The 20,544-nt window shown below is 56.6% G+C and carries 15 protein-coding genes; 7 read left to right on the forward strand and 8 right to left on the reverse strand.

Going from position 1 to position 20,544, the window contains the following annotated elements:
* Position 1 precedes the first annotated feature (1 nt).
* Positions 2-1,486 (reverse strand): leucyl aminopeptidase, encoded by a 1,485-nt coding sequence (locus tag F1728_RS28395; protein WP_155366823.1) that lies wholly within the window; start codon positions 1,484-1,486, stop codon positions 2-4.
* 84 nt (positions 1,487-1,570) lie between these two features.
* On the opposite strand from F1728_RS28395, the gene F1728_RS28400 reads away from it, so the two are divergent.
* Complete coding sequence (locus tag F1728_RS28400; protein ID WP_155366824.1) at positions 1,571-2,527, forward strand: nitrilase family protein; 957 nt, start codon at positions 1,571-1,573, stop codon at positions 2,525-2,527.
* Between the two features lie 7 nt (positions 2,528-2,534).
* On the opposite strand, the gene queC is transcribed toward F1728_RS28400, so the two are convergent.
* The 3 genes from queC to F1728_RS28415 all read right to left on the reverse strand — a co-directional run bounded on the left by queC (position 2,535) and on the right by F1728_RS28415 (position 5,540).
* Positions 2,535-3,230, reverse strand: a complete 696-nt coding sequence (gene queC, locus F1728_RS28405) for a 7-cyano-7-deazaguanine synthase QueC (RefSeq protein WP_149345135.1) — start codon at positions 3,228-3,230, stop codon at positions 2,535-2,537.
* A gap of 130 nt (positions 3,231-3,360) precedes the next feature.
* Positions 3,361-4,746 carry a DUF1501 domain-containing protein gene (locus F1728_RS28410; RefSeq protein WP_155366825.1) on the reverse strand — a complete coding sequence of 462 codons (1,386 nt, stop codon included), beginning with the start codon at positions 4,744-4,746 and terminating at the stop codon, positions 3,361-3,363.
* Positions 4,747-4,865: 119 nt separating this feature from the next.
* Positions 4,866-5,540, reverse strand: a complete 675-nt coding sequence (locus F1728_RS28415; RefSeq protein WP_155366826.1) for a hypothetical protein — start codon at positions 5,538-5,540, stop codon at positions 4,866-4,868.
* A gap of 268 nt (positions 5,541-5,808) precedes the next feature.
* Here F1728_RS28415 and argH point away from each other — a divergent pair, with 268 nt between their 5' ends.
* The 5 genes from argH (at position 5,809) to bioA (ending at position 12,004) form a co-directional block, all read left to right on the forward strand.
* On the forward strand, positions 5,809-7,188 hold the full coding sequence (gene argH, locus F1728_RS28420) for an argininosuccinate lyase (RefSeq protein WP_155366827.1): 1,380 nt from the start codon (positions 5,809-5,811) through the stop codon (positions 7,186-7,188).
* Between the two features lie 33 nt (positions 7,189-7,221).
* Positions 7,222-8,022 (forward strand): tRNA pseudouridine(38-40) synthase TruA, encoded by an 801-nt coding sequence (gene truA / locus F1728_RS28425; protein WP_194242571.1) that lies wholly within the window; start codon positions 7,222-7,224, stop codon positions 8,020-8,022.
* A 96-nt stretch (positions 8,023-8,118) separates the two neighbouring features.
* On the forward strand, positions 8,119-9,294 hold the full coding sequence (locus F1728_RS28430; RefSeq protein ID WP_155366829.1) for a hypothetical protein: 1,176 nt from the start codon (positions 8,119-8,121) through the stop codon (positions 9,292-9,294).
* Positions 9,295-9,538: 244 nt separating this feature from the next.
* Positions 9,539-10,531: a malate dehydrogenase gene (locus F1728_RS28435; protein ID WP_145041745.1), complete on the forward strand. Its 993-nt coding sequence runs from the start codon at positions 9,539-9,541 to the stop codon at positions 10,529-10,531.
* A 105-nt stretch (positions 10,532-10,636) separates the two neighbouring features.
* Complete coding sequence (bioA, locus tag F1728_RS28440) at positions 10,637-12,004, forward strand: adenosylmethionine--8-amino-7-oxononanoate transaminase (RefSeq protein WP_155366830.1); 1,368 nt, start codon at positions 10,637-10,639, stop codon at positions 12,002-12,004.
* On the opposite strand, the gene F1728_RS28445 is transcribed toward bioA, so the two are convergent.
* The 4 genes from F1728_RS28445 to aceE form a co-directional block, all read right to left on the reverse strand.
* Positions 12,005-13,105 (reverse strand): hypothetical protein, encoded by a 1,101-nt coding sequence (locus F1728_RS28445; RefSeq protein WP_155366831.1) that lies wholly within the window; start codon positions 13,103-13,105, stop codon positions 12,005-12,007.
* 92 nt (positions 13,106-13,197) lie between these two features.
* The gene (gene lpdA, locus F1728_RS28450; protein ID WP_155367515.1) at positions 13,198-14,625 is read right to left on the reverse strand and encodes a dihydrolipoyl dehydrogenase; all 1,428 of its coding nucleotides are present in this window, start codon (positions 14,623-14,625) and stop codon (positions 13,198-13,200) included.
* A gap of 59 nt (positions 14,626-14,684) precedes the next feature.
* Positions 14,685-16,007: a 2-oxo acid dehydrogenase subunit E2 gene (locus F1728_RS28455; protein ID WP_155366832.1), complete on the reverse strand. Its 1,323-nt coding sequence runs from the start codon at positions 16,005-16,007 to the stop codon at positions 14,685-14,687.
* A gap of 70 nt (positions 16,008-16,077) precedes the next feature.
* Positions 16,078-18,771 (reverse strand): pyruvate dehydrogenase (acetyl-transferring), homodimeric type, encoded by a 2,694-nt coding sequence (gene aceE, locus F1728_RS28460; protein WP_155366833.1) that lies wholly within the window; start codon positions 18,769-18,771, stop codon positions 16,078-16,080.
* Between the two features lie 667 nt (positions 18,772-19,438).
* Here aceE and F1728_RS28465 point away from each other — a divergent pair.
* A complete protein-coding gene (locus tag F1728_RS28465; RefSeq protein ID WP_155366834.1) occupies positions 19,439-20,491 on the forward strand; it encodes a sigma-70 family RNA polymerase sigma factor in 1,053 nt (350 codons plus the stop codon).
* Positions 20,492-20,544: the final 53 nt, after the last annotated feature.

The raw sequence follows: 20,544 nt of genomic DNA on the forward strand, positions 1-20,544 counted from the left end.
CTTAGCCTTTGTACTCGCGGGCAACTTCTACCAGGGTGCGAACCATGCAGCCGGTAGCGCCCCCTTCACGGTGAGGCAAATTGGCCGAAGCGAAAGCCGGGCCTGCGATATCGAGGTGGACCCACGGGGTTTCGCTGACGAAGTTTTCCAGGAACTTGGCGGCGGTGATGGCACCACCCCAGCGAAGACCGACGTTTTTCAGGTCTGCCACATCGCTTTTGAGCTGCTCACCAAACTCAGGGAACATGGGCATTTCCCAGACCGATTCGCCGGTGGTTTTGGCGGCGTCCTGAACCGCCTGCGACCAGGCCGGGGTGTTAGAGAAGACGCCGGTGACATCTTCACCCAGAGCGACGACACAGGCACCGGTCAGGGTGGCGAGGTCGATCAGGTTCGAGGCCCCGCGGTCGACAGCCAGCGTGAGGACGTCGGCCAGAACCAGGCGTCCTTCGGCATCGGTGTTGAGAACTTCGATGGTCTTGCCGTTCCGGGCTTTAAGGACGTCACCCAGCTTGTAAGACGATCCGTTGACCATGTTTTCCACGAGTCCCATGTAGCCCACGACATTCACGGGCAGCTTGAGGCGGGCAATCGCCGTCATCGCACCGAGGACCGCGGCTGCGCCACCCATGTCGCATTTCATGGTCTTCATGCCGTCACTGGGCTTGAGTGAAAGTCCGCCGCTGTCGAAGGTGACCCCTTTGCCGACCAGGGCCAGCGTGGGAGCGGAGGCAGCGCCGCCCTGATGTTTCAGAATCGCCAGGCGGGGAGGCTGATCACTTCCCTGGGCGACGGCCAGCATGGAGCCCATCTTTTCATCTGCCAGTTGTTTTTCGTCGAGGATCTCTGCTTCCAGACCACATTCCTTCGCGACTTCCACAACCTTGTCGGCAAAGCTGACCGGAAAGATATCGCCGGCGGGACGGTTGACCACTTCACGTGCCAGATTAACGGCTTCACCCAGGATCGATCCCTCTGAGATTGCCTGTTGAATTTCAGCAGAGTCCGCACCCGCGATCGACACTTCCTGGAAGGGGAAGCGGCCGGGTTCCGCCCGGTACAGGTCCTGTCCCACCGAACCGACGGTCATGGCGGTGCTGATCTGACGGGCGATCTGGGCTGCAGAGAGAGAGCTTTCTGAAACTTCGGGGAGCAGGACTGCGGCGCGGATCTCTTTCTTGGTTGAGATGGCGCGGGCGGCGGTCATCAGGGATTTTTCCAGCGCTGCCAGCGAGAGGTCTTTCGCGGGTCCCAGTCCAGCCAGCAGGATGCGTGGTGTTTTGATGCCGCTTAATCCGAGCAGGGTGGCGGTCGACGCCAGTTTGCCGGTGAAGTCTTCAGCTTCGATCAGGCGGCTGATCTGACCACCGATCGCTTCGTCCAGTTGTGATACGTCAGCGGGGAGCGGGGCTGCCTCGGCCAGGGGGATAATCAGCCAGTCTGCTTCGATTGCGGAGAGTGCGTCATTCGTCAATTGTGTCGCCATCAGTTTTAAAATCCCTTTATCGTTGGAAAACATCAGATTAAGATGGGTGAATTCACAGCATATCAAATCGGAAGGAAAAACCCAATGAGAGACATCAGGATCGCTGCCGTCCAGTTTGAACATCGTAACGGAGACAAGGCATATAATCTGCAGCGCATCCGTGAGCTGGCTCAACAGGCGGTGGCCCAGGGGGCTGAGATTGTCAGCTTTCATGAATGTTGTATCCCCGCTTACACATTCGTGCAATCGTTCTCCAAAGAAGAACTGCTGGCCCTGGCCGAGCCGGTGCCTTCCGGACCGAGTACACAGGAACTGATGTCAATCTCCCGGGAAGTCGGCGTGCCCATCCTCGCCGGCCTGTTCGAAGAGGATCAGGGGGACGTGTATAACACGTACGTCTGTGTCGATGGGGATGAACTGGTGGCCCGCTTTCGCAAGCTGCATGCGTTTGTGAATTCGCATCTTTCTTCGGGAAGTGAATACGCGGTCTTCGATCTGCGTGGCTGTCGTTGTGGGATCTTGATCTGCTACGACAACAACCTGATCGAAAACGTGCGGATGACAGCCATGCTGGGGGCCGAGATCATCTTTATGCCACATGTGACCTGCTGCCTCCCGTCGGTGATGCCCGGGCGGGGACTCGTGGATCCAAAACTGTGGGAGAACCGGGACCGGGATCCGGTACGGCTGCGACAGGAATTTCAGGGACCCAAGGGGAAAGGCTGGCTGATGCGCTGGCTGCCTGCGCGGGCTTATGATAACGGCGTGTATGCGATCTTCACGAACCCGGTCGGCATGGATGACCAGGAAGTCAAACCGGGGCTGTCGATGATCCTCGATCCGTTTGGAGAGATCATCGCCGAGTGTACGAACCTGGGAGATGAAATCGCGATCGCGCTATGCACCGAGGAAAAACTGTCGCAGGCCAGTGGGCGACGTTATATCCGCGCCCGGCGTCCCGATCTGTATGGCAAGCTCGTGGAGCCCCCGGCGGAACCTCCCGTGACACAACCGGGGTGGGAGTTGAAGCCCTCCAGTTGAGCGAGGATTATTTTTTCAGGGCCGGATCATCAAAGCCGGCTTCCGCGAAGCCTTTGGCGCGGAGCTGGCAGGAGTCACAGTGACCGCAGGGCGTGCCATCGGGCAGCGGGTCGTAGCAGCTGTGGGTCAGGCCGTAATCGACGCCGAGTTCCATCCCCTTTTGGATGATCTCTGCTTTGGTGAGTGAAATCAAAGGGGTATGCACCTTCCAGGTACCGCTGTGTTCTACTCCCGATTTGGTCGCGAGGTTAGCCATTTTCTCGAAGGACTCGATGAACTCGGGTCGACAGTCGGGATAGCCACTGTAATCGACGGCATTCACGCCGATGAACAGGTCGAAGGCATTCAATGTTTCGGCCCAGGCGAGTGCCAGCGAGAGGAAAACCGTGTTCCGGGCCGGGACGTAGGTGATGGGGATGCCGGCTTCCAGGTCATCATCTGAGCGGTCCTTGGGGACTTCGATGTCGGCAGTGAGGGCCGAGCCACCGAAGACACGCAGATCCAGCGGGAAAGTGACGAAGTGTTGCGCATCGAATGCCTGACAGACTTTTTTCGCGGCGTCCAGCTCGTGGCGGTGCCGCTGTCCGTAGTCGAAGGAGAGAGCATACAGTTCAAAACCGGCATCGGCGGCGATGGCCAGCGTGGTCGCGGAATCGAGACCGCCACTGACGAGCACAACGGCGCGGGGGGCAGCGGAAGACATAAGAAAAACACTCCTGCAGGGATCGTGCGCTTAAAAAGTGAAACCTAGCAGGAGTGGTAGACGGATGCAATCGCTGGGCTGAAATCCACGCCTGATTTCTGGATCCCGGGCTGAATTTCAGGAATCCGACTTAGAACAGGCCTTCGATCAGTTCACCGGCAGCGACCGGCGTGGGGCGGGCGAGCCGGGGGAAATAGGTCTGGTGGGCGTCGATGCCCAGCGCGTGATAAATGGAGGTGGCAAAGTCTTCGGGACGCCAGGGACGCGTGCTGGGCAGACTTCCTTTGCGGTCGGTGGCACCAATCACAGTTCCTCGTTTCACGGGGCCGCCTGCCATGAGGACACTACCTGCATTGGGATAGTGATCGCGGCCAGCGGTGGCGTTGATTTTCGGTGTGCGTCCGAATTCACCCATCGCGACAACCAGAGTTGTGTCGAGTAGTCCCCGCTCATCCAGGTCGTCCAGCAGAGCAGAGAGCGACATGTCCAGTTGAGGAACGTTTCCGGGGCCGGAGTAGCTGTGCCAGCGTTTGCCTTTGGGCAGGTCTGCGGGCGGTTTGGAGAAGGTCATCATTGAATCGAAGAGCCAGCCGTGGTTGTCCCAGGTGCCATTGGTTTTGGCATTCCCGAACAGGCCGCCCTGGACAGCCTGGTTGATCGTTACGAAGCGGGCTCCCGCTTCCACCAGGCGACGGGCCAGCAGGACGCGTCGCCCGTAAATGTTATCGCCGTAGCGCTCGCGGGTCTGTATCGGTTCTTCTTCGAGGTTAACCGCTTTCTGCATTGCGCCGCTGGTCAGCATGGCGATGGCTTCGTTGGTGAATTTGTCGACCGATTCGAACTGCGAGTTCTGAATCTCCTGCAGGCGGCTCAGATTTTCCAGCTGCGCGAGCATTTCCAGGCGGTTTTCGAAACGGACCTGTGACAGGTTCAGGCCCCCCAGTTCCATTTCCGGTTTGCTGGGATCCCCCTTGAGGTCGAATGCGGAAAAAGCGGTGCCCAGGTAGCCGGGAGGATCGGTATATCGAGCGGCGACCGGCAGGCCCAGATGGGGAGGCACGCCGGGAACACGGCTGCCATACAGGGCCGAAACCAGACAGCCAAAGTTGGGGAAATACTGTTTGCCCGTCGGTTTGAAACCGCTGGCGACATGCTGTGAACCGGTGCTGTGTGAGCCGCTCTTTCCCTGCCAGGAACGGATCAGCGCGACCTTGTCCATCCGTTGCGCCAACAGGGGGAGCTTCTCACAGATTTGAATACCGGGGACGTTGGTGTCGATCGGTTTCCACTGCCCACGGATCTCGGCAGGGGCTTCGGGTTTGGGATCGAATGTCTCAAAATGACTCGGCCCGCCTGCCAGGAAGATGAAGATACAGGAGATGTCCTGCTTACCCGATTCTTTGGCCTGAAGTAACTGCGGCAGATTCAGGCCGAACAGACCGACGCCGATCTGCATCGCCTGTCGTCGATTCAGCAGATGTGGCGCACACATGCCACCCGTAGTCATTTCAGTCATCACGCGGGCCCCCTGGAATGGCTGGGAGTGACGGAGAACTCAATCGCTGCGGGCTGATTATATCAACGAAAATGCATGTAATCCAGAGCAGTCGTGCTGTTGCCTGAAAATCAGATCAATCAGGGAAGGTTGGCCAGCATCGATGTCAGGGCCAGAATCCGGTAGTAATCGCGGGCGCCGGAATACTGATATCCGAAGGGGATGACCCGCGGGTTATACATGCGGTCATAATTTCCGAAGCCACGGTATTGCAGTGAGCCGAAGCGGAACGAGGGACGATAGCCGTTGTAGTAGAAGGAATGACCGTGATAAGGAGAGCCGAACCAGTTGGAGCGAATCAGGTCACTATACATGTAGAGGGCTGGCACGGATTGCAGATTGGCAAAATAGCCGTTGGTGGCCAGCGGCCAGCTGCGGAAACCGTATTGAGCTGCCATTCGCTGAATCGAACGGTGTGTTGCCTGACAGTGCTCGCATTCCTGAACAGGAATCTGGGGGATGTCACGAGGCACAATCACGATGGTATCAGCAGCGTTCTCGGCTGAGGCTGTCTGAGTTTGATGCAGGGGAACCTGAACCTGTTTTGTCGCGTAGGAATTCAAACCCGGGGCAGGAGTGATCTCGATGGTCCAGGTATCGGCCGAGGCGGATTTGGCTGGCGCTTTGAGTTGCGGAGTCTTTTCTGTGTCCGTCAGTTTGGGTTTCGGGGCTTCAATCGCGGCCCGGGTGGATTGCAACTGGCTGCTACTCAGCAGGGCGGCGCAGACGAGGGTCAGTATCAGGTTCAGTTTCATGGCTCTTCGGAGGACTTCAGGTTGTTGACTCGTGTTCAAAAGAGAGTGATTCAATATTTCATCCTAGAGGGGCCTTTGGACCATTTACCAACATATTTCCCGGTCCGATGCGGAAAAAGGGATAAATTATGGCGTCATTCGGGCTCCGGGCGCGTGGGCGGCTTGATGGATGCTGTCTGGCAGATTACTCTGCCTATGCAGGGCTCTTTGAGAATGTGGCGCCCGAGCGAAACCGAACTATTTTAACGACTTGCAGTGGAGACAGACCGTGGCCGCAAAAGCCTGGGGAGGACGATTTCAACAGCAGACTGATGCCCGCGTTGAAGCGTTTACGGAATCAATCAGTTTTGACAGTCGGCTGGCGGCTGTCGATATCCAGGGCTCGCAGGCGCACGCCCAGATGCTGGCCAAGGTGGGACTGATCACGGTTGACGAAAGCCGACAGATCGTGGAGACGCTGGATCAGATCGGTGCCGAGATCGCTGATGGGAAATTCGAATTCCGCTTTGAGCTCGAAGACATCCACATGCATATCGAAAGTGCGTTGATCGAACGGATCGGCGACATCGGTCGCAAGCTGCACACTGGTCGCAGCCGGAACGATCAGGTATCGACCGACCTCAAGCTTTATACCCGGGGGGCCATCGAACGCGTTGACAGCCTGCTCAAGGATCTGCAGGTCGCGTTCGTCGAACGTTGTGAGCGTGACGCCGACCAGGTGCTGCCCGGCTTTACTCACCTGCAGCGGGCACAGCCGGTCAAAGCCGCTCATTACTGGCTCGCTTACTGCGAGAAGTTCGACCGGGATCGTCAGCGACTGGCCGACTGTCTCGCCCGCGTGAATGTTTCTCCACTGGGCGGGGCGGCACTGGCGGGGAGCTCGCTGCCGATTGACCGGCACTTCACCGCGGAATTGCTGGAGTTCACCGACGTAGCCCGCAACAGTCTGGATATCTCCAGTGACCGCGACTACCTGGCTGAATTCTGTTTCTGCATGGCGATGATCGCCACTCATCTGAGTAACTGGGCCGAAGAATGGATCGCCTGGTTCTCGACTGAGTTCGGTTTTATCAAACTGCCTGATGCCTTCACCACTGGTTCGTCCATCATGCCACAAAAGCGGAACCCGGATGTGCTGGAACTGATCCGCGGTAAGTCGGCCCGACCGATTGCCGATGTGCAGCAGACGCTGGTGCTGTTGAAGGGCCTGCCGATGGCCTACAACCGGGACATGCAGGAAGACAAGCTGGCAATGTTCGACGCTTACGACACAGTCGCCGCCTGTCTGGAACTGGCGGCTGCGATGGTCGAAGGGGCGGAACTGCAGGTCGAGACAATCAATGCCAAACTGGAAGACGGCTTCCTCGATGCGACTGCCCTGATGGAGTACCTGATCAAGAAAGGGACGCCGATGCGGACCGGGCACGGGATCGTCGGGAAACTGGTGTCGCTGTGTGAATCGCGGAGTATCCGGCTGGCAGATCTCTCTCTGGAAGAACTGCAGCAGGCGTGTCCCGAGATCGAAGAGGACATCTACCAGGTGCTGGGCGCCCGGAACGCGATGGCGGCACTCTGCAGTTTCGGTTCGGGGGGCGAAAAGCCGGTGCAGGAGCAGACCGCTTACTGGAAAGAGAAGCTCGGTCTCTAAGTCAAACTGACTGGTGCCGACGAAGCAATGGTCATGAGAAATATCAAACTGACACTGGCTTATGACGGATCGGAATATGCGGGCTGGCAGGTCCAGCCGAACGGTGTTTCGGTACAGAGCTGCGTGGAAGCGGCAATCGAAAAGCTGACACAGCAGAAAACCGGAGTACTGGTCGCGGGTCGTACCGATGCCGGCGTGCATGCGCTGGGGCAGGTGGCCAGTTTTCAGACCGAGTCGAAGATTCCCTGCAAGAATATCCAGACGGGGCTGCAGCGGTTTCTGCCGGACAGCATTTGCGTTCGGGAGGTGGCTGAGGTTGCCCCCGACTTTCATGCAACATACTCGGCGGTACAAAAGCGGTATCGCTATGTGATTCATAACAGCAGCGTCAATTTTCCGTTTCTGAAGCGGTATGTTTGTGAATTCGGGCGGCCGCTGGATGCGGAGCAGATGCATGTCGGGGGCCAGCATTTATTAGGCAAACATGATTTCCGCTGCTTTGAATCGCATTTCCCGAACAAGGCGACCAGCGTACGGACGGTGAAGGAACTGACGGTACAGCGGACTTCAGTCTGGCCCGTGTGGGGCGCGGATCCAGGGCTGTCACACAGCACCTCGAGTTCGCCGGCGGAGTTCATCACGGTCGATATTGTCGCGGACGGCTTTCTGTACAATATGGTGCGGGCGATTGTAGGGACCCTATTCGAAGTGGGTGTGGGACGCTGGTCTCCCGAGAAAGTGCGGGAGATTGTCGAGTCGATGGATCGTTCCCAGGCGGGAGCCACAGCGCCGGCGAGCGGTCTCTATCTGGTTCAGGTTGACTACGGCGACTGATTTTTTCAAAGTAGATTAATCCAGACGTCCTGAATTGACGTTGAACCTTTGACCGGTGATCGCCAACACGAGTTTTAATCAGACCAAAAGGGAATTATGAGTCCGCAACCACCGCCTCTGCCTCCGCATGATGCTGATGAGCCGATCTTTCTCGAAGAGCCGTTCGGGGAAGAAGGAGAGCGGATTGATGGCGAAAAGGGGCATATCTTCCCCTGCGAAGGCTGCGGGTCTGATCTGATCTTCGATATCCATACCCAGAAGCTGAAGTGCCAGCATTGCGGGTTTGAAAAAGTGATCGGCATCGATCCTGATAAGGAAATCGAAGAGCAGGATTTCTACGGGATGCTGGCCCATCTGCAGGAGCTGCGCGAGCAGCAATTGGATGTGGAAAACGAGGAAGAGCAGGAGGTCCGCTGCGAAAGTTGTGGGGCAACACTCCGCTTTGTCGGAACGCTGACCAGTTCGGAATGTCCCTACTGTGCCTCGCCGATTCAGTTGGATAAAGTGCATACTTCGGAGAAGCGGGTGCCCGTGGATGCGGTGTTGCCGTTCCAGGTGGATGAAGATCGATCGCGGCTGAATCTCAAGGCCTGGGTGAAGTCGCTCTGGTTTGCACCGAATGATTTTGTGGAGAAGGGGGCCGAGGGACAGTTTCATGGCGTCTATCTGCCTTACTTTACTTTTGACAGCCTGACGAGCACGTATTACTCCGGACAACGGGGCGAATATTATTACGTGACGGTCGGGACCGGGAAGAATCGACGGCGCGAACGCCGGACCCGCTGGTATCCCGCCTCCGGCAACTTCCAGAGATTCTTTGACGATGTGGTGATTCTCGCTTCCTGGGGACTGCCGCGACCGCTGATTCGGGCGCTGGAACCGTTCCCCATGCATCTGCTGGTCCCTTTCAAACACGCGTACCTGGCGGGCTTTACGGCCCGGACATACGATGTCGAGCTCAAAGACGGTTTTGTGCTGGGGAAGCAGCGGATGGACGATGCCCTGTATTCGGAAGTCTGCAGCAGGATCGGAGGAGACACCCAGCGGGTGGATACGGTGCAGAGCCAGTATGATGCGATTACCTATAAACATCTGCTGTTGCCTCTCTGGCTGATGAGCTACAAGTATAAAGGCAAACTGTACCAGGTGGCCGTCAATGCAGCGACAGGGGAAGTGAACGGAGAGCGGCCTTACAGCTGGATCAAAATCACGCTGGCCTGCCTGGCGGCTGCCCTGGGCATTGGCGGAGGCGCGTATCTGTTCAATCAATGATCACCCGCGTCTAGCAATGATCGCGTGCGTCGGGGGTCAGAACGAGTAGAAATCGTCTATTTTCACAGGCTGTGACGCACTGGAGCATCGCATTTGCGACGAGTCTTCAGAAATTGGAAACTGATGCCCCCAGTCGGTTGCCGATCCAGCGGTGTGGAGGTACAAAAAACAGAATAAATCTGCGAAATTCCACCTGGAGACAGGTTCACTGAGCCACATTCATAAGTTAAGGAGCGATAAAGAGATGAATCATCCGATTCGAGTTGCAGTTACCGGGGCAGCTGGCCAGATTGGTTACGCCATGTTATTCCGCCTGGCTTCCGGGCAGATCTTTGGCCCCGATCAGCCGGTAATCCTGCATCTGGTCGAAGTTCCTCCGGTTCTGTCCGCTCTGGACGGGGTGGAAATGGAACTGGAAGACTGTGCTTTCCCGACCCTGGCCGGTGTCGTCAAAGCAGACAGTGATCATCTGGAAGACGCTTTCGCTGACTGTAACTTCGTGATCTGCGTGGGGAGTGTACCTCGTAAAGCAGGCATGGAGCGGGGCGATCTGATCCGCGTTAACGGTCCGATCTTCACCAGCACCGGACAGGCGATTCAGAATGCTGCTGCCGATGACGTACGGGTTCTGGTTGTCGGAAACCCCTGTAACACGAACTGCCTGATCGCGATGGCCAATGCTCCCAAGGTTCCCCGGGATCGCTGGTACGCGATGACCCGTCTGGACGAAAACCGGGCCGTCACCCAGATTGCCAAGAAATCCGGTCAGCCTGTGACCGCAATCAAGAACATGAACATCTGGGGTAACCACTCCGCGACTCAGTTCCCGGACTTCTACCACGCCACCATTCACGGCACACCAGTTCCGGAAATCATCGAAGATCACGACTGGCTGCGGGGCGAGTTCATCGAAACCGTCCAGAAGCGTGGTGCGGCTGTGATCCAGGCCCGTGGTGCTTCCAGTGCCGCTTCCGCTGCGAATGCTGCCCTGGATACGATCAAGAGCATTATCACTCCTACCCCGTTGGGCGAAAGCTTCAGTGCTGCTGTCTGCAGCGATGGCAGCTACGGTGTGGATGAAGGTCTGATCTTCGGTTACCCGCTGACCAGCGACGGCAACACCTGGAAGATCGTCGAAGGCATCGAGCACGATGACTTCGCTATGGAGAAATTCAACGCGACCCTGCAGGAACTGCGGGAAGAGCGGGACGTCGTTCGCGACCTGCTGCCGGAGTAATTCGGTTCCGCGTTTCAGTCTTAGTGAAAGAGTCACGATCTCCCGGCGTGGCTCTTTCTCTTTTTACACTTACTGTTTTTTCTGAATTCTCGATGTGAGACGCTCATGCAGCCTGAAGAATTACGCCAAATCGACAACGAACATCTCTGGCATCCGTTTACCCAGATGCGGGGGCATCGTGCAGAAAACGTCCCCCTGATTGAATCCGGGGACGGGTTTTACCTGATCGACGTCGAAGGACGACGCTACCTGGATGGCGTCTCTTCACTGTGGTGTAACGTGCACGGGCATCGTGTGCCGGAACTGGATCAGGCTGTGCGGGATCAACTCGACCGCATCGCCCATTCCACGCTATTGGGGCTGGGCAGTGTGCCCTCCATCGAACTGGCGGGAGAGCTGGTTAAACGGGCGCCGGAAGGGCTGACCAAAGTCTTTTACTCGGACAGTGGCTCCACTGCAGTGGAGATCGCCCTCAAGATGGCGTTTCAGTATCACAATCAGAAGCCGAACCCTGATGCCCAGTCGCGGGATCTGTTCGCCTGCATGCAGCACGCTTATCACGGCGACACAATCGGTTCGGTGAGTGTGGGTGGGATTTCGATCTTCCACGAGATCTTCGGTAAACTGCTGTTCCATTCGGTGCAGATGCCCTGTCCGGCGGCCTATCATCGTCCTGAAGGGATGAGCGAAGCTGATTATCACGCACACTGTTATGCGGAGCTGGAACGACTGCTGGCCGAAAACCATACACGACTGGCGGCGTTTGTGATCGAGCCGCTGGTGCAGGGAGCCGCCGGCATGCAGATGCATCCGCCCGGTTATCTGAAACGGGTGCGGGAGCTGACGACTCGCTATGGTGTTCCGCTGATTGCAGACGAAGTGGCAGTCGGGCTGGGACGCACGGGGACCATGTTCGCCTGCGAACAGGAAGGGGTGACGCCCGATTTCCTCTGCCTGGCCAAAGGGATTACAGGCGGCTATCTGCCTCTGGCAGTGACAATGACTACCGACGAAGTCGCGGCTGCCTTTGAAGGTGAGCATACCGACTACAACGCATTTTACCACGGGCATACTTATACGGGGAACGCCCTGGCCTGTGCGGCCGCTCTGGCGACGCTGGAGCTCTTCGATTCTCAGAACACGCTGGCGAATGTGAAAGCGAACGAACAGATCCTCGCAGAACGGCTGGCGGAGTTGAAAGATCATCCGCACGTAGGAGAAGTTCGTCACAAAGGAACGATGGTGGGGATCGAACTGGTGGCGAACCGGGAAACCCGGGAAGCCTTTCCTGCCGACCGCCGTATGGGACACCAGGTGACCCTGGCAGCACGCGAGCAGGGTGTCATCATCCGGCCGCTGGGAGACGTGGTGATTCTGATGCCCGCGCCGGGCATGCCGGGCGCACAGATTCACGAGTTGTGCGATGTGGTGTTCGCGGCCATCGATAAAGCAATCAGCCTGCAGGTGGCCTGATCAGGGCTTATCAGAGTCGGGGGCGGGTTTGCCGGGCTTATCGGTTGCATCTGAGTCCGCCTGCTCTCCCAGCTGTTTGAGTACCTCGCCGATATCGACGGTCTTGATGTTCTTCAGATCGTCCATCGACATGTCGGGACGTTCCATCAGTTTGGCGGTCTTGCTGCGGGCAAATTCCTGATCGTTGATGGTGAATCGCCAGATCAGAAAAGCGAGGGTGATGCTGATCACCAGGAACAGAACGACGATGTATTTCACGGCCCCGGAAGAGCTGGGAGCTTGTGGCGTCTCGGATGCAGGGAACCAGCGGATCTGGCCTGCAATCAACAGGGGCGCCGTCTGCAGCTTGCCTGCCTGTGAGGGGTAGCCGTACTTCTTGAAGTAATAGCCCGTGATCTGGACGGCAGGCATCTCCTGGAGATCGGCTCCAGTGGGGAGCCCCTCGGGTAACTGCGTGCACAGAAATCGCCAGGGATGGGTGCCCGAATCTTTGGAAAAGAACCAGCCTTCGTAGAGGGTTGTGATGCCGAACTTATTGTCTTCCGGCTTGAGAGGCACCAGGCGTTTGAGTTGTCCTTTGACGGTCATCAGCTCGCCCCGGTATTTACTGGACTCATTCATGACCACGACGAACGGCGGTGCGGGTTCGGCGGAGCGTTCGAGAATGTTCTGCGGAATCGACGCTGCTTTCGCCAGGAGATAATACAGTGCGTTGGCTTCATAAGGGCGAATGCCTGAAACACTGTCGGTGACCTGTTTGAGCAGACGGGGATCGACGCGGACGTCGTATTCGCCGTTCTCCAGCTGCGGATTGACCGACTCGGGGATATCCACTTCGGGTTCCGGCTGAGAGCGGAACTCGCCCGGTCTGAGGCCCGAATCTTCTTTGACGTTGTAATCGACGTCGCGATCGGGGTCGAGCTGTTGCTCTCCCTGACGCTGTTCTGTCGGGGGACCGGTGAGCCAGTACCAGGTTGATTCGCGGGAAGCGTATAGAATCGCCAGCAGGATCACCCCAAGGGCGGCCACCAGGCGAAAGAGCCGGACCTGATCCCGGCGACTGAAGTAAGAGGGCGTTGAAGATCGATTGTGAAATCGCATGCAGAAACGCCCTTTCTTCAGATAGGTTTCCGTTGGCAGGCAGGCATTCGACCGTCAGAGTCTGCAGTGTCGAATGCTGCCCTGTTCGATGTTTACTTTCGTTTCGGTCGGTACATGTGAGTCGCCTGGCCGAGGAAGCTTTCTGCGGCCTCCATCAGGGTTTCCGAGAGAGTCGGGTGAGCGTGAATGCTCTCGGCGACATCTTCGGCGACAGCAGCCATCTCGACGGCCATCACACCTTCGGCGATCAGTTCGCCTGCGCCCAGACCGACAATGCCGACACCGAGTACGCGTCCTTTTTTCTTATCGAAAATGATTTTGGTGAGCCCTTCCGTGCGGGCCAGGGTCTGAGCACGACCGGAGGCGGCCCAGGGGAAGCGGGTGATTTCGACATCCAGTCCCTGATCTTTCGCTTCCTGCTCAGTGACGCCACACCAGGCCAGTTCCGGGTCGGTGAAGACGACCGCGGGAATCGCGATGTTATCGAATTCAGCCGGTTCACCGGCAATGGTTTCCACGGCGACTTTGGCTTCGCGGGTTGCTTTGTGAGCCAGCATCGGTTCGCCGGCGATATCACCGATGGCGAAGATGTGGGATTCGGCGGTCCGCTGATTGGAATCGTTCTTGATGAAACCACGCTCGTCGAGTTCGAGCTTTGTGTGTTCCAGTCCGATGCCTTTGTTGTTCGGACGTCGGCCGATCGAGATCAGCACGCGGTCGAAAGTCTGTTGTGGTTCGACTCCTTCACCACTCAGGTCGGCGACGATGCCGTCATCGGTGGGAGTCAGTTTTTCGACCTTGGTATTCAGGTGAATGGCAGCGAAACTTTCCTGGAGTCGTTTCTGCAACGGTTTGACCAGATCGCGGTCGGCACCGGGGAGCAGGCCGCCTGTCATTTCGACGACTGTGACTTCTGAACCCAGGGCGGCGTAGACGCTGCCCATTTCCAGGCCGATGTAGCCGCCGCCAACGACCAGCAGTTTTTCGGGGATGTCGGCGAGTTCCAGGGCACCGGTGGAATCCATGATCCGGGGATCATCGAGATCGAAGACCGGGGGTACCGCGGGGGAAGAACCAGTGGCAACGATGGCATACTTGAAGCCGATTGCTTCCGTGGTGCCGTCGTGTTTGGTGACTTCGACGGTGTGAGAATCTTTGAAACGACCGAAGCCTTTGACGATTTCGACATTGCGGGCTCCCGCGAGCTGCCCGATGCCGCCGGTCAGCTGGGTGACGACTTTCTCTTTGAATTCGCGGAGCTTGTCGAGGTCGATCTTCGGTTTTTCGAAGGTGACGCCCCAGTCAGAGGATTCTCTGGTTTCGTTGATCAGCTTGGCCACGTGCAGCAGTGCCTTGGAAGGGATGCAGCCCCGGTTCAGGCAGACGCCGCCGGGGGCTACGTCGTCGTTGACCATGATGACTTTGAACCCTTTGTCGGCTGCGTCAAACGCTGCCGGGTAACCGCCGGGACCACCGCCGATGACAACAATATCGGTTTCTCTGGTTGCAGATCCAGACATAATGTGCATTAACTTTCTTTGTCTATTGATGCTTTAACGTGGTAGCAATGTCTCTGGGCTTAGCAGTCGACCAGCAGGTTGAACGGATCAGACAGCAGGCCGGAGAGTCGCACGATGAAGCGTGCAGCGTCGGCACCGTTGATCACCCGGTGATCGTAGGAAAGCGACAGAGGCAGCATGAGCCGCGAAACCGGTTTGTCGTCGATCAGCTGGAATTCATGGCGTGAGCGGGACATGCCCAGGATGGCGACTTCGGGATAGTTCACAATCGGTGTGAACGAGGTACCACCCAGACCACCCAGGTTGGTGATGGTGAAGGTGCCGCCCTGCATGTCACTCATTTCCAGTTTACGATCGCGGGCCTTGACGGCCAGTTCGTTCATTTCATTGGCGATGGTGATGATGTTTTTCTTATCAACATCTTTGACCACGGGAACAACCAGTCCGTTTTCGGTATCGACGGCGACGCCGATATTGATGTACTGCTTGTAGATGATCTCTTCTGTTTCCGTATCGAAGCTGGAGTTGAAGACGGGGAACTCGTGCAGCGCGATGGCGATGGCTTTCATCGCCAGGGCGGTCATGGTGACCTTGGGACCGGAGTACTTGGGTTTGGAGATAAAGAGCTTACGGGCCGTTTCCAGATCGGTGATGTCCGCCAGGTCATGTTGAGTGACATGGGGCACGACCTGCCAGGATAGACTCAGGTTCTGGGCAGAAACGCGTGAGAGCTTGTTGAGCTTCTTGCGTTCGATTTCGCCGAACTGACTGAAGTCGGGCAGGGGTGGTACGGCAATGCCACCGCCGCCACCTGAGGAACCGCCGTTGGCGATCAGGTTCTTGACGTAGTTTTCCACGTCTTCCTGAGTGATACGACCACCGGGGCCGGAACCAGCGACCTTATAGAGATCGACACCCAGTTTGCGGGCCATTTTCCGGGTCGCAGGACCTGCAGGAGCAGGAGCTTTGTCGTCGGAAGATCCGGCAGCTGGTTGAGGCTGCGACTTGGGAGGTGCAGACAGTGTGGGTTCCGGTTTGCTTTCCGCTGCGGGAGCCGATTTGGATTCTGCCGGTTCTGGCTTTTCCTCTTTCGCTTCAGCTGGCGCTTCTGCTTTGGCTTCTTCCTTCGCAGGAGCTGCGCCATTGGATTCATCAATGGAGAGCAGTACGGTGCCGATCGCGACGGAATCCCCTTCGGAGACATTCAGTTCTTTGATCACACCTGCATAGGGAGATTCAAGAGGGACGACCGCTTTATCGGTCTCGATGTCCATCAGGAGCTGTCCCTGTTCGACGGTATCGCCGACGGCAACAGAGATCTGTCCGACATCGGCGGTTTCCACGCCCTCGCTTACTTCTGGAAGTTTAAATTCAGTAGCCATGTCTTATCGTTCTATCTGATGATGGTAATGTTTGGTTTGAACCGTTGTCACTGGGTCAGGTGCACCGGGATCAGGCCAGCCGGGGATTGACTTTCTCCGGATCGATACCCAGGTCCTGGATGATGGCGGCTAACTTCGATTTATCGAACTTGCCTTCGTCGGCCAGTTCGACGAGTGTTGCCAGCACCACGTTCTCTGCGTCAATTTCGAAGTGACGCCGGAGTGATTCACGGGTTTCGCTGCGACCAAAGCCATCGGTTCCCAGGACACAGTAGTTACCGGGGATGCCTTCACGGATCTGGTCGGCGACAACTTTGATATTGTCGCTGGAAGCGATGAAGGGGCCTGCGACGCCTTCAAAGGTCGTTTCCAGGAAGGATTTCTGTGGTTCTGCATCGGGGTGCAGACGGTTGTAACGTTCCGCATCTTTGACGTCGCGGGCCAGCTCGTTGTAGCTGGTGACGCTCCAGACATCGGTAGCGATCTGGTATTTCTCGGCCAGGATTTCCTGGGCCCGCAGTACTTCGCGGAGAATCGGACCACTGCCGAACAGCTGCGGACGGGCGTCGACGGCTGGTTTGTCGGCTTCCAGGGAACGGAATTTGTAAATCCCTTTGATGATGCCATCGACGACGTCGTCGCCTTCGGGCATCGGAGCCATTTCGTAGTTTTCGTTGTAGACGGAGAGATAGTAGAAGATCTCTTCGCCTTCCTGATACATGCGTCGCATACCGTCCTGAATAATGACCGCCAACTCGTAAGCGTAAGCGGGATCGTAGGCGTGCAGGGTGGGAACGGTAGAAGCCATGATGTGGCTGTGACCATCCTGGTGCTGCAGACCTTCCCCGTTCAGGGTGGTGCGGCCGGAAGTACCACCGAGCAGGAAGCCCTTGGTACGGGAATCAGCGGCAGCCCAGACGAGATCGCCGACCCGCTGGAAGCCGAACATCGAGTAGTAGACGTAGAACGGAATCATGTTCACGCCCTGGTTCGAGTAGGCGGTTCCTGCAGCGATGAAGGAAGAAATCGCACCGGCTTCGTTGATCCCCTCTTCGAGGATCTGGCCGTCTTTGGCTTCCTTGTAGTACATCAGCTGATCGCGGTCGACCGGCTCGTACAACTGTCCCTGGCTGGCGTAAATACCGCACTGCTTAAAGAGGCCTTCCATACCGAAGGTACGGGCTTCGTCGGGGATGATCGGCACAATACGTTTGCCGACGACTTTGTCACGCAGCAGGGTGGCCAGCAGGATGCCCAGGGCACCGGTGGTCGAACCTTTCTTGCCGGCCATGGAGTCCATGAACTTGCCCAGCGATTCCAGTGTGGGTGTTTCCAGACGTTCTTCCGTTGGTTTCCGCTCGGGCAGGTAACCGCCGAGTTCTTGTCGCCGTGCCTGCAGATACTGCATTTCGGGGCTGCCTTCTTCGGGACGGTAGAACGGTGTGTTCTTAACGTCTTCGTCGCGAATCGGAATGCCGAAGCGGGAGCGGAAGTCACGCAGTTCTTCTTCGTTGGCTTTTTTCACGTTGTGAGCCACGTTGCGGCCTTCGCCGGCTTCACCCAGACCGTAACCCTTGATGGTTTTGGCGAGGATGACTGTCGGCGAACCGGTGTGTTCGGTGGCTGCTTTGAAGGCGGCGTAGACTTTTTCCGGATCGTGTCCGCCGCGGTTCATCTTCTTGATCTGATCATCAGAGAGATGCTCGGCCATCTTGAGCAGTTCGGGGTTTTCGCCGAAGAAGTGGTCGCGGATGTACGATCCGGATTCGACGACGTATTTCTGATACTGACCGTCAACGACTTCACCCATGCGTTTGACGAGCAGGCCGTCTTCGTCTTCGGAGAGCAGGGGATCCCAGTCGCTGCCCCAGATGACTTTGAGACAGTTCCAGCCGGCACCGCGGAAGGCGGCTTCGAGTTCCTGGATGATCTTGCCGTTCCCGCGAACCGGTCCGTCCAGACGCTGCAGGTTACAGTTAATAACGAAGATCAGGTTGTCCAGATGCTCGCGGGAAGCGAGGGTAATCGCACCCAGTGTTTCGGGTTCATCGGTTTCCCCGTCACCAACGAAACACCAGACTTTCGACTGTGATGTATCCATAATGCCGCGGTTGTGCAGGTAACGCAGGAAGCGGGCATGGTAGATGGACATGATCGGACCGAGGCCCATCGATACGGTGGGGAACTGCCAGAAATCAGGCATCAGCCAGGGGTGCGGATAGGAAGAGAGTCCACCACCGCGAGGGAGTTCCTGACGGAACCGCTGCAGGTTTTCTTCGGTCAGTCGTCCTTCGACAAAGGCACGGGCATAGACGCCGGGTGAGGCGTGGCCCTGGAAGTAGACGACGTCTCCTGAATGGTCTGCTGTCCGTGAGTGGAAGAAGTGGTTGAACCCGATTTCCCAGAGTGTGGCTGCAGACGCGTAGGTGGAGATGTGACCGCCGATGCCGTCATGATCTTTGTTGGCACGAACGACCATCGCCATCGCATTCCAGCGGATGATACTTTTAATCCGCCGCTCGATTTCCCGATTGCCGGGGAAGAGAGGCTGTTCATCCTGAGGAATGGTGTTGATGTAAGGAGTATTGGCAGTGAAAGGCATCGTCACGCCCTGACGATAAGCACGTTCCTGGAGAGTAGCCAGAACGTGTTGTACGCGTTCCTTTCCATAGCGGATGATGAGATCATCCAGTGACTCAAACCATTCTTCCAGTTCTGCCGGATCGACTCCAGGCACTGCACCTGTAACTGTCTGTTCTGCCATGAGATAAGGTTCTTTCAACCTGACTGAGTATATTCGTTCGTTGAGCGTAACTTCTCTCAGATCACTAACCAGTTCACGATCTGGAAGAAATCACGCAGCTGAGTAATAAAACAATTCTAGGAATGCACCGCTGTTAAGGGAACTAAACCGGGGCTTTTTTGAGGCCATCCCGCCGCAGATTCAGATTGGAATACATCGCGAAAGCGGTGACTGATCTCGTTAATCGAAATGTTAGCCGATTTCCCTTGGTTTTGCGAGTGATAGCAACCGGTCTAAACTCTTTAATAGACATAGCAAACGTCATATATAGCTGAGACGGCGCCGGAGACAGGCTTTTTGAAGGAAATGAGGCAGGTTTTTCGTGGGTTTTCAGGCGGGCCGGGAAGAGTTTCCCTGTTGATATGATCGGCTTTTGAGGTGAGAGGGCGTGAGTCTGACTGGAATTTCCCGTGGTGTTCCTCTGTGCTGGTGCGAATGTGTTCTCAGGCTGGAGATGAAGATCCATCGGTAATGGTCGCTGTGGAACGTCTGTATAAAAATTGTCCAATTTAAGCAATTTAGATTGTTAAAATTGTTTTATTGGATCTGATTCTCTAAGATAGGACCCACAGGTTCTATTTTACAGAATCAATATGCCACAAATTTTCTCTCAGTGAGTCTCGGATATATGTCATACGAACCAAGTTATCCCGCATCAGAATTGGACTCCTTTTCCGATCTGGGCGAACGTGCCATGCACCTGGATCATTCACAGTCCTGCCAGTGCGAACTGCTGGCGGTCAAAAAGGCGGCACGGATGCGAAAAGTCTGTGTGACACGCGAATTACAGGCTCGCGCGGAGCGTCTGTGTTCGAAAGAAATCGAATACGTTCACAGCGAACGCTTCGATCAGCCCGACGCCATGGATCAGGTACTGATCCCGTTGCAGCAACTCTGCGCGGAGCTCAAGCCGGATACCGAGGATGACCTGACCAGCGATGCGGGTCTGCTGCAGACGCGTCTGTATGCGGTTCCCCTGTTGAGCAAAGAGCAGGAAATCATTCTCTTCCGCGGGATGAATTATCTGAAGTATCGCGCGGCGATGCTGCAGAAGCAGGTTGATCTCAAGGCACCCTGCGTCGGTGCACTGGACCGGATCGAGCAGAAACTGAAAGATGCGAACAGCCTGCGGGACTACATTATCCAGGCGAATTTGAGACTGGTGGTCTCGATTGCCAAAAATCTGACCGACCGGGCGAATTCCTTCGAAGATATTGTCAGCGACGGCTACATGCCGTTGATTCGGGCAGTGGAGATTTTCGATATCGATCGCGGTAACCGGTTCAGTACTTACGGAACCTGGGCAGTGCGTAATTATCTGTTTCGCACTACGAAAAAGGGGCGTAAGTACCGTAAGAACTTTGTCAACGGTGCCGAAACCCTCGCGTTGGGCCTCAGTGATATCCGTTCGACAATGCGCTCGCAGGAAACCTATCATCGGTCGATTGAACAGGTCCTCGAACATGTACTGTGTTCCCTGGGCCAGCGCGAGCAGCAGATTCTCAAACGACGTTTTGGACTGCCGCCGGCTGAAGTGCCGGAAAAGTTCCGTGAAATTGCGGAAGACTTTGGCGTGAGTACCGAACGGGTGCGTCAGTTGACCATCCGCTCGCTGCAGCGGATGCGGGACGTGATTGAGGAGCAGAGTCTGGAAATACCGGATATTTCCGAAATCCTTTGAGTTCCCTGCCAAGAAATCGGTTCTGCATAATTGGTATCATCTCTCCGCTGTGG

This window comes from Gimesia benthica, assembly GCF_009720525.1.
Taxonomy (GTDB): Bacteria; Planctomycetota; Planctomycetia; order Planctomycetales; family Planctomycetaceae; genus Gimesia; species Gimesia benthica.